At 62.6% G+C, this 9,938-nt stretch carries 7 protein-coding genes; all 7 read right to left on the bottom strand.

Annotated elements, in window-relative coordinates; all coding sequences use genetic code 11:
* Positions 1–194 precede the first annotated feature (194 nt).
* Positions 195–2,339, bottom strand: a complete 2,145-nt coding sequence (locus tag VJR68_RS14355; protein WP_324148718.1) for a site-specific recombinase — start codon at positions 2,337–2,339, stop codon at positions 195–197.
* A gap of 139 nt (positions 2,340–2,478) precedes the next feature.
* Entirely contained in the window at positions 2,479–3,381 is a 903-nt protein-coding gene (locus tag VJR68_RS14350) for a farnesyl diphosphate synthase (RefSeq protein WP_324148716.1), read from the bottom strand.
* A gap of 151 nt (positions 3,382–3,532) precedes the next feature.
* Complete coding sequence (locus VJR68_RS14345; RefSeq protein WP_324148714.1) at positions 3,533–5,188, bottom strand: copper resistance D family protein; 1,656 nt, start codon at positions 5,186–5,188, stop codon at positions 3,533–3,535.
* A gap of 105 nt (positions 5,189–5,293) precedes the next feature.
* A complete protein-coding gene (locus VJR68_RS14340; protein ID WP_324148712.1) occupies positions 5,294–5,653 on the bottom strand; it encodes a copper resistance CopC family protein in 360 nt (119 codons plus the stop codon).
* A gap of 47 nt (positions 5,654–5,700) precedes the next feature.
* On the bottom strand, positions 5,701–6,429 hold the full coding sequence (locus VJR68_RS14335) for a purine and other phosphorylase-like protein, family 1 (RefSeq protein ID WP_324148710.1): 729 nt from the start codon (positions 6,427–6,429) through the stop codon (positions 5,701–5,703).
* Complete coding sequence (gene shc / locus VJR68_RS14330; protein WP_324148709.1) at positions 6,426–8,414, bottom strand: squalene--hopene cyclase; 1,989 nt, start codon at positions 8,412–8,414, stop codon at positions 6,426–6,428. Before shc ends, VJR68_RS14335 begins: the two co-directional genes overlap by 4 nt.
* Positions 8,411–9,592, bottom strand: a complete 1,182-nt coding sequence (locus VJR68_RS14325) for a phytoene/squalene synthase family protein (RefSeq protein WP_324148707.1) — start codon at positions 9,590–9,592, stop codon at positions 8,411–8,413. Before VJR68_RS14325 ends, shc begins: the two co-directional genes overlap by 4 nt.
* Positions 9,593–9,938: the final 346 nt, after the last annotated feature.

The raw sequence follows: 9,938 nt of genomic DNA, 5'->3' as shown, positions 1-9,938 counted from the left end.
TACAGGTCGTCAAAGACACTGGGCCCCGGCGTTCGCCGGGGCGACGAATCGCTAGCTTTGAATTTGCTGGAAAAAAAGGGCTTCGGTTGAGTTGCAGATGTGCTTGTCTAGAGCGCAGCGAATTTCCCCGGACAGCAATGGCTTTCGCGGGAATGACGGACTTAAGGCGGGGAGGTGTTTCACGGCAACCTACGTTATGCCGCATCGACGGCAATTTTGCTGCGCGCCGGAAATATCAGCTGCAACGGATTGGTCAGCACGTAACGCCACAACGCGCGGTTGATTTCCCGCCGTGCGCGCCGCTGCATCGGTCTTGCGCGCAACGCCATCTGGAAGGCCAACGTAAAGCTGACCGCCACGTTGAGCATGGCCATCACGGCCGTACCTGCCAATGACCACCAGATGTCATGCGTGGCGAACGCTTCGCGACCCAGCACGCCGATGGATGTGCCGATCGAGCCGGCCGCCACCGTCACATGGCGCACTTCGTAAGGCAGCGCAAACGCCGTGAGGATGACCGGCACCAGGCCCAGCATCATGCCCAGCGTAAAGTTGCCGACCACGCCGGCCACGTTGCGGCGCGAGAAGTGGGCGAAACGCGCGGCGCCGCGTTCGCCCAGCACGAAGCGCAGGCGGCGGTTATAGGAAAGCACGTCGCGCAAGCGATGCAGCACGAACCAGTTGTCGGCCCAGCCCGATAGCAGGCTCGACACCCACAACAGCACACCCGTCATCGCGGCCCACAGCGGCGTGGCGCCGAGCAGGGAAAACGAATGGATGGTGGTGTGCGCCTTTTCGGGGTTAAGGAAGTTGACGCCGAACAGATAGTGAGCCACCAGCTGGATGATCAGACACCCCGGCAGGACGGCCACCAGGTTGCCGAAAATCGCCGCGGCCTGCGTGCGGATCAGCGCCACCACCGCCTGCACAAAATCATGCATGCCTTGCGGCGTGCCGATGCCATCCAGCTTCTGCGCCAGCATTGGCGCCGTCATCGCCGGCTGCTTGGTCGCCAGCGTGAAGTGCATGAAATGCATCAGCAGGAACGCCGTGGCGTAATTGATGCCGGCAAAAAAGCCTTCCACCATCGGATGCATGTGCAGGCTGAAGATGAAGAACTTGATGTAGACCGCGGCGACCATCACCAGGCCGCCGCCGAAAGCCGCCCACAGCATGTGCAGGTAGTTTTTGCGGTCGTAGGCGACGTAATGCTCGCCGTCTTCCGCGCTGCGATCGACCACCTTGCGCGCCAGTAACGAGAAATTGCTGCGCATCAACCCGGTGACGCTGTGGCTGGCATGATTGGCCGCGATGAGGTCGGCAAACAGACTCGCGATGGGTTGCGCCGAATCGCCATGTTGCCGGATGGCCAGCCATGCTTCCATCAGGCGTTCGGTACGCACGATGCGTGCGCGCATGCGTTCGAGCTGGAACACGATGTCGACGTTGACACCGTTTTCGTCCAGATGCGCATGCACGTCACGCAAGGCGCGATGGCATTCGTCGAGCAGGGCGCGCAAGTAGTTCACTTCCTGCAGCAAGTTTCGGCTGACGCGGGCGTCGTCGGCATCGTCGGCGGCTGTTTCGATGGCGAGCATGGCGCGCGGGAGCTTGTAGAACGGCAATGCGTCGAGCCGTTTTTCACTGAGGCGGGTACGGATCGCTTTGGAAAGGCCGGTCGAGCCGATCTGTCCGATCAGGTTGTGCATCGCTGCCAGCAGCTCGACCGACAAGCGATCGTGGGATTTGGCAGCAAAGTTGTCTTCGCGATTCTCTGCACTCAGAGATTCATTCTGCGCAGCTTGCTGATAAACGAACAGCTCGCTCAATTTCTCCAGCAGTTCGCGCGGTAGCGCTGCTACCCATTGTGCGTCGTCGGCGGAGGGAAACATCAGCGTGAACAGGTTCGACAGATCGCGGCTGTTCGGCGCAATCGGAATCAACGAATCCTGCAGGCGTTCGATCAGTGCGCCGGTGAAGCCGGAATGCGCAGGCATGCCGGAATCGCACAGCAGCGCCATCGCATCCATCTCGCGCACGATGCCTTGCAGGGTCAGCGCGACGCGTGCTTTCCACTCCGGATTGCGATCGAGCAATTGCAGCAGATAGCGCAAGCGTACGTGCGGCGGGTATTTGGGTGACTGGTCCGGTTGTTGCGCATCGCGGGTGATGGGGCCTTCGCGATGCAGCCAGTGCGATATCTCGACCAGCCACTCGTTGCGGACGGCCAGTTCCGCGCGCGGATCGGCATGCGCCAAGAGGGCATCGATCTGCCGGCCGGTGCGCAGGGCATCGCGCCATTTGCGCCAGAAGCGGGTGATGGATGTGAAGACAGCCATGCCTATAACGTCCTTCCTGTCGTTGTCGGCTTGGCGAATCCGCCACCCTTCGGATTCGCCGGTAAGACCAAGTCTGGATCACTTGGCCGAAAGCTGCACGTTCCTGTGCGAAAGGCTTATCGCTACGTGGAACGTGCGTTCAATGATCGCGCTGCTGGATGAAGTCCGCCAGCCACAGCAGCGGTTCGGCGTGCTGGGAAATGCTGCGGGCGGCGTCACGCGCCTCGTCGAACAAGGCATCGGCGCGCTGTTTGGCCTGTTCCAGACCAAGCAGGGACGGGAACGTCGACTTGTGCTGGGCGAGGTCCTTGCCGGCCGTCTTGCCCAGCGTGGCGGTATCGGCGATCTGGTCCAGCACGTCGTCCTGGATCTGAAACGCCAGGCCGATGCATTGGCCATAACGCTCCAGCGCATGCCTGGCTGTTTCGGTCGCGTTCGCGGCAATGCCGGCAAGCTGGCAGGTGACCAGGATCAGTGCGCCAGTCTTGCGGGCGTGCAGCGATTCCAGTTGCGCGAGCGTCAAGGTCTTGTTTTCCGAGGCCATGTCGACGGCCTGGCCGCCGACCATGCCGAGGGAGCCGGAGGCATGCGCAAGCGCGCGGATCATGCGCACTTTCTGGTCTGCGTCGAGCGCGTCGGTAGTCGCCAGTACTTCGAAGGCGGAGGTTTGCAGCGCGTCGCCGACCAGGATGCCGATGGCTTCGTCATACGCCTTGTGCACGGTGGGACGGCCGCGGCGCAGATCGTCGTTGTCCATCGCGGGGAGATCGTCATGCACCAGCGAGTAAGCGTGGATCAATTCCACCGCGCAGGCGCTTGCATCGAGTTTCTCGGCCGGTACGCCTAGCGTTTCGCCGGCGGCGTACACCATCAATGCGCGCAGATGCTTGCCGCCAACGCAGGCGTAGCGCATGGCTTCATGCAGGCGCGCCGGATCGGTGGCCGCGGCCGGAAGCAGGGCATCCGTGCTGCGCTGCAGGCGCTTGAGGTACGCCGGTACGCGTTCGGCAAAGGTGGAGGCTTCGGGAGAAGTCGTGCTCATGCAAAATCCGGACAGAAGAGGGAGCGGCCCAGCAAGGGCCGTCACTTTAACATTTCAAGGAAAACGCAGGCTGGAGTTCGTAGGCCGGGATGAAATCCCAGCATTCGCCCTGCCAAACGGAAGCTGGGATTTCATCCCAGCTGTTTCGAACTCAGGCTTCGCGGTACCAAAGCAGAATTACACCGACCAGCATGAAGCAGATCGGCCACACCCAGCCCGCGATGCGCCCGCCACGCCCAGGCAGGCGCAGTTCCAGCCAGCGAGCCCAGCCCGACGCCACGCCGGCCAGCGCCAAGGGCGTGTGGGTCAGCTCGATCAACAGCTGGTCTTTCACGTTCGAGATCTGATGGCTATGCGTGAGCAGCATCGCACCGCCCACCGATACCAGCAGCGGAAACACCAGCGCTGCCTTGGGGCTATGCAGGCGTCCTGTGCGCACCGCCCACTCGAACAGGCCGAACAGAATGATCAACGCCACAAAGAAGCGATGCTGCGCCACCTCCACGTCACGCCACGCCACCCAGAAACCTTCCTGGCCCATCGGCCACACTTCCGGATCGGAACGCACCAGCAGGAATCCGGCCATCAGCAGGAACAGCAATGGCCAGTGTCTTAGCCATCGCACGCCCGCACGGTTGAGCAGGGCAAGCAGGCCGATCACCAGCACGAAGATGCCGGCCCAATGATGGTTGTATTCCGACCACGCGATGTCATCGGCATTGCGCGGCGGCAACACGCCCGAACCCGGAACGTTTGCTTGCGCCGCAGATTGGTGGCGCAGTTCGGCTTCCTTGTCCAACTGCGTCTGCATTTGCGAGAGGGCGAGCTGATCGTGGTCGGGCGATGTCAGCCGCGGCCATGCCGGCGCATTGCGCACGGCAATCTCGTGCAAGGTGACGCGATCGGTGGTGAGGTCGACGGCGGGTGGCACCGACGTCAACGACGCCGCGGCGAAGAAGATGGTGAAGCCGATGCCGATTTCCACTTCGGCAAAGCGGCGCAGGCGAATCACCGATGTGTTCTGGTTCTTGCGCAGCCGCTCGGTCACCAGCAGATTGCCCAGGCCAAGCAGCAGCAAGGCGAGGAACATGGCGATCTTCGCGCCCACCATCACGCCATATGCCGTGCCGTAAAAGCCCGGTATGTCGCCGATGTAGTACACACACATGACCGAGCCGGAAATGATGATGCTGGCCACGCCGATCATCGACATGCGCGAGAAGCGTGCGCCGACGATGCGCCAGGCGTTCGCGTCATGCAGCTTGCCCAGCGCGAGCACGAAACAGGGAATCGCACCGATCCAGATCGCCGCGCCGAACTGATGCAGGCCTTCCACGAACAGCAACAGTACGTTGTGGTCGAGGCGCGCATAGGCGTGCGTCGTGAATGTGGCCGCCGTCAGTTCGGCCGCACCCAGCAGCAGCGGCAGCGCAGCGCCCAGCACACCGGTGGACATGCGCCGGCTCAGGCACGGAATCAGCAGCAGGGCGCAGAGAATCTTGATCGTGCCGGCGATCGCGAACGGCGCCTGCATCACGTCCAGGAAGGTCAGCTCCACGGTGGATTTCACCACCGCCACTTGCAAACCGACGCCGGCAACTTCGGCAAGGATCAGGCCGATCGCACTCCAGAGGGTGAGCCTTGCGATACGCCGTTCAAGATCGGCGCCTTGCGGCAACAGATGCATGAACGGGCGTACCAGGAATACCAGAAACAAAATGCCCCCCAGCGTCATCGACTGCGCAACGATCGTGATGCCGTGCAGGATGATGCTGAGGTAACCGAAGATGTCGACGAGAAGTTCCACGGGAATGCTCATGGTGGTTGGGGTGAGCGCATGCGAACCCCAACGTCGTGATGTATGAAGGATGGCGATGTTGGGGTTCGCATGCGCTCGCCCCAACCTGCTTCGCTACTTGACGGTGAAGGCCAGGTCGCCACGCGTGATATGGCCGTCCAGCGCCAGCGCCTGCCAGCGCAGCGTGTATGCACCCGGCGCAAGATCGGCGGTGGTGTCGAGTTCGTTGCTCTTGCTCTCGGTGGCGATGGTCAGCACTTTTTCGCTCTTGTCCGGCCCGATCAACACCAGGCGTGAGCGATGCTGGTCGATCTTGCTGTTGTACTTGAACACCATCTGCACGTGGCCGGCGGCGAGCGTGCCGTTCGGCTTGGGTGTGCTGTCGACCAGGATGGCGTGAGCGGAAGCGGTCACGCTGACGAAGGCACAGGCAACAGCGATCAGGAACGATCCAAAACGATGACGCGAGGACATGGCGGGTTCTCCTAGAACATTGCCGCGGTCGCGGCGATTCGAAGACGTTATCGATGCCAGCCCAGGCTCGGCCCCGTCGCGGCGGCGACGGCGCGAAGCGCCTGTGTGGCTCGTTGCATGCGTGAGTATAGTCGGGGCAGTTCGCCCCATAGCGACGGATGCCGGCACAAGGCCGCGATCAGTTTCAGCGGGCGCGGGCGTCCCCACGCGTCCACGCTGCCGTTCAAGGCTTCCGGAATCAGATCGTCGCATTCGTCGACGATCGCGCGCAGCACGATGAGTGGCAGGCCATGCTTCTCGGCAACGGCTGCAACGGCGGCGCTTTCCATGTCCACGGCCAGCGCTTCGTAGCGCTGATGCGCGCTGGCCTTGGCTGCGGCGGTCAACAAGGGCGACGCCACACTGAGCAGGGCGCCGTCCACGGGCAGTGACATGGCCAGCCGTTGATGCAGGCGGATGCGCCATTCCAGATCCGTGTAGTACGTGCGTCCTTCTTCATCCAGCACGCATTCCGGACAGAACAGTGCGCCGTTGCGCAGATGCTTGCTGAGTGCGCCGGCCACGCCGAAGACGGCGAGCGCGGTGGCGCCTGCGTCGATCAGCATCTCAGCGGCGCGTTGGGCAGCGATCGGACCCATGCCGCTGAGGCACAGCGCTGCACCATTCGTCAGCGCCGTGACGTGGCCAGGCTTCGTGGTATGCGAGGTCAGCGTGCCGGCTTCCGATGCCAGCGCGACGACGATGCCGGTCGCGCGGGTGGCTTGCGTCGCGCTCAAGCCGCGGCCGATGACAACTGGCGGTAACGGGACAGCGCCCACAGCGGGAAGTACGCGGTATAGCCGTGGTACTTCAAGTAATACACGCGCGGGAAGCCGGGTGCGTTGTGCGTGGGGTTGGACCAGAAGCCGTCAGCCTTCTGATCGGCAAGCAGGAATTCGATGCCGCGGCGTACCGATTCCGAATGCACTTCACCGACGGCCATCTGCGCGAGCAAGGCCCATGCGGTGGATTGCGAGGTGCTCAGGCCGTCATGGGTGCCGCGCAACGCGGGATCGATGTAGCTGTCGTTGGTTTCGCCCCAGCCGCCATCGGCGTTCTGGCGCGAGCGCAGCCATTGGACGGCTTTGCGGATCATCGGCTGCTTGGGATCTTCGCCGGCCAATGCGAGGCCAGCCAGCACGCTCCACGTGCCGTAGATGTAGTTGCTGCCCCAGCGTCCCCAGAAACTGCCGTCTTCCAGCTGCGTGGAACGCAGGTAGTCGACGCAGCGGCGCAGCGCTTCGCGATCTTGCGGACGATTGAGTACGCCGAGTGCTGCAACAACGCGGCCGGAAACATCTTCGGTCGGCGGATCGAGCAGGGCGCCATGATCGGCGAACGGAATCGCGTTGAGGTAGTAATACGTATTGTCCGCATCGAAGGCAGCGAAGCCGCCGTTCTTCGATTGCAGGCCGAGCATCCAATCCATCGCGCGATCGGTATTCAGGCGATGCCGTCCCGGTTCGCCGCGGCGGCGATCCTGGATATGCAATAGCGCGGCAACCACCGCGGTATCGTCGATATCGGGGTAGTAGGCATTGTTGTACTGGAACGCCCAGCCGCCCGGTTTGAGATCCGGCGCGCGCACGGCCCAGTCGCCTTGCAGTTCCAGCTCCTGCTTGGAGACCAGCCAGTCGACGGATTTGTCGATCGCGCCTTGCGTCTGTGCATCGTCGCTGGTGTGCATCAGCGTGAGCGCGCTCCACACCGTGTCCCAGATCGGCGACACGCAGGGCTGGCAATACGCCGAACCGTCGGCGCGATGCACGACCAGCTTCTGGATCGAGCGCAGGCAGGTCTGCCGCGCCGGGTGATCCTTCGGATAGCCGAGCAGCGCCATGGCTTCGAGGCTGTTGACCATCGGCGGGAAGATTGCGCCGATGCCGTCTTCGCCGTTCAGGCGCGGCATGAACCAGTCGATGGCATTCTTCACGGCGCGATGGCGCATCGCCTTCGGAATGAGCGGATCAATGATCGCTCGTGCGACCTTGTCCACTCCCAGGAAGATGCGGTTCAACAGGCCGCCACGCAGGAAGTAATGGCGCTCTTCTTCCGGCGGCGTGACGAACAGCTCGCGGATGTGCACCTTGCGCGGATTGGCCGCTTTCGCCTTCAGCGAGCAAAGAATGGTGAGCGGCACCAGCGTGGTACGCGCCCAATAGGACATCTTGTCGATGTGGAACGGAAACCAGCGCGGCAGCAGCATGATTTCCACCGGCACGTACGGCGTGGCGCGCCACGGTACCTGCTCGAACAGCGCCAGCAGGATGCGCGTGAACACGTTGGCCTTGGCGGCGCCGCCATGCGCAAGAATGGCCTCGCGCGCGATGCGCATGTGCTCGGCGTCGGGATCGTCGCCCGCTGCTTTCAGCGCGTAATAACCCTTGATGGTGCACGACAGGTCGATGCCGCCGCCGTAGTACTGCGACCAGCCGCCGTGGCCGTCCTTCACCTGCGTGGCACGCAGATAGCGGGCCATCTTCTCCTGCAGCACGTCGTCGATGTCATCCATGTAATGCATCATCAGGATGTATTCGGCGGTGATGGTGCAATCCGATTCCAGCTCGAAGCACCAGTGGCCGTCTTCGTGCTGCTTCGACAGCAAGGCTGCACGACCGCGCTCGATGGCCTGGTCCAGCGTGCTGTTGTTGGCAGAGCCGAACAGATCGCGGGCGGTCAGGTCATCGGTGGCGACGGTGGCGGTCTTGGTGAACGGGTTCATCGGTGATTGACTTCTTGTACATCGGCAACATCGGCCGGCTCGCGCCACGTGGCGGCATCGGCGATGTGCGGGATCGAGCGCTTCGGCCAGGTGCGTGCCGGCGTGGAAGGCTCACTCCATTCGGACGTGAGCGGCGTCAGCGGCAAACCGCGTGCGGTCGTCGCAAACAACCAGCGCAAGCCTGTGTTCGATTTGCACAACAGGCGCGTCATCAGGATGGTGCGGGCGACGTCCTTGCGCGAGATCTTGACCTGCGTGCCGGCGGAAAAGTCGAGGTTGTTTTGCAGCTTGCGCAGCGTCAGCACGGCCATGCCGGTGGCCCATAAGCAAAAGCGGCGAATGCCGGCATGCTTGGTGGGAATCAGCAAGGTGTACTCCAGCGCCAGGCGCAGATGCGCATGCGCAATGCCGACCAGCTCGGACATGGTGGCTGCATAGCCGGCGTTCTGCTTGCCGGTTTGCAGCGTGGCGAGCTTCACGCCGTGCCGCGCGAACATGTCCTGCGGCAGCCAGCAGGCGCCGCGTGCGCGGTCTTCCCACTGATCCTTGAGGATATTGACCATCTGCAAGCCCTGGCCGAACGACACCGCCAGGCGCAGCATGGTGTTGCGATGGGGTGCCAGCACCGGTTCGAAATCGACGAACAGTTCGGTGAGCATTTCGCCAACCACACCGGCCACGCAATAGCAGTAGCGATCCATGTCCTGCATCGTCGGCAAGCCATGCAGGCCGGCCTTGCGCTGAAATTCGTGCATGCCGTGCGACATGATGCGCAGGCATTTCACCACCGATGCCTGTTGCGCGGGCGACAGGCTGCGTGTGACTTCGAGCACCAGCGGCAACTGCTGCATCAAGTCGCGTTCCGCATCCAGCGTGCTGCTGGAAAGACGAGGCGCGATTTCGTCGGCGACCTCTTGCGGATCGGCATCGCCGATGACCGCATCGACGAAGGCGTTTTCATAGGCGCGCTTCTGTTCGGCCGAGAACACCGGTTCGTCTTCGATGGTGTCCGCGATGCGGCACAGCAGATACGCGTTCGCAACCGCGCGCCGCAGTTCCGGTGGAAGCTGCGGGATGGTCAGCGCAAAAGTCCGGGATACCTTGGGCAGGATCGCGTCCTGATAGGTATCGGCCTCCCCGCGTCCGGTACCGGCGGTGGCATTGTGCAATTCGATCATGGGTATGCCTCGAGCGCCGGAATTATGACATACCCGTACGGGTGCGAATCCGGAACGGCAGTTGATGCAGCCGTGCGGGAAAGTGCCATATGCGGTATGCGCACGCTGGCTTGGGGCTGGCGGGGTGGGGTAGGCATCGCAATATGCTGAAGCACATCAGGTGCTTGAACAAGCCTGCACGACGACAGGGTAAGCACTGGCTTGTCGCTTTGAAATGCAGACGAAAGGAAGGCAGGATGAAAGCCAGCGCATGGGTTGAAGAATTTCATCCATAATTGGTGGATGAAAATCCCCACTTGTTCGACGACGCATCTCGCTGTTTGCATGGGTTCGAGCGCTATCCAGG

It is taken from the genome of Dyella sp. (genome assembly GCF_035277725.1).
Lineage (GTDB): Bacteria > Pseudomonadota > Gammaproteobacteria > Xanthomonadales > Rhodanobacteraceae > Dyella_B.
Note: the sequence above shows the minus strand (reverse complement) of the source record. Positions and strands in the feature narration are given on the sequence as shown.

What these genes read in the sequence shown, in the direction of transcription:
- VJR68_RS14350 (WP_324148716.1), bottom strand. Translation starts at nt 3,381, where the DNA reads ATGAGCACGACTTCTCCCGAAGCCTCCACCTTTGCCGAACGCGTACCG.
- VJR68_RS14325 (WP_324148707.1), bottom strand. Translation starts at nt 9,592, where the DNA reads ATGATCGAATTGCACAATGCCACCGCCGGTACCGGACGCGGGGAGGCC.
- shc (WP_324148709.1), bottom strand. Translation starts at nt 8,414, where the DNA reads ATGAACCCGTTCACCAAGACCGCCACCGTCGCCACCGATGACCTGACC.
- VJR68_RS14355 (WP_324148718.1), bottom strand. Translation starts at nt 2,339, where the DNA reads ATGGCTGTCTTCACATCCATCACCCGCTTCTGGCGCAAATGGCGCGAT.
- VJR68_RS14340 (WP_324148712.1), bottom strand. Translation starts at nt 5,653, where the DNA reads ATGTCCTCGCGTCATCGTTTTGGATCGTTCCTGATCGCTGTTGCCTGT.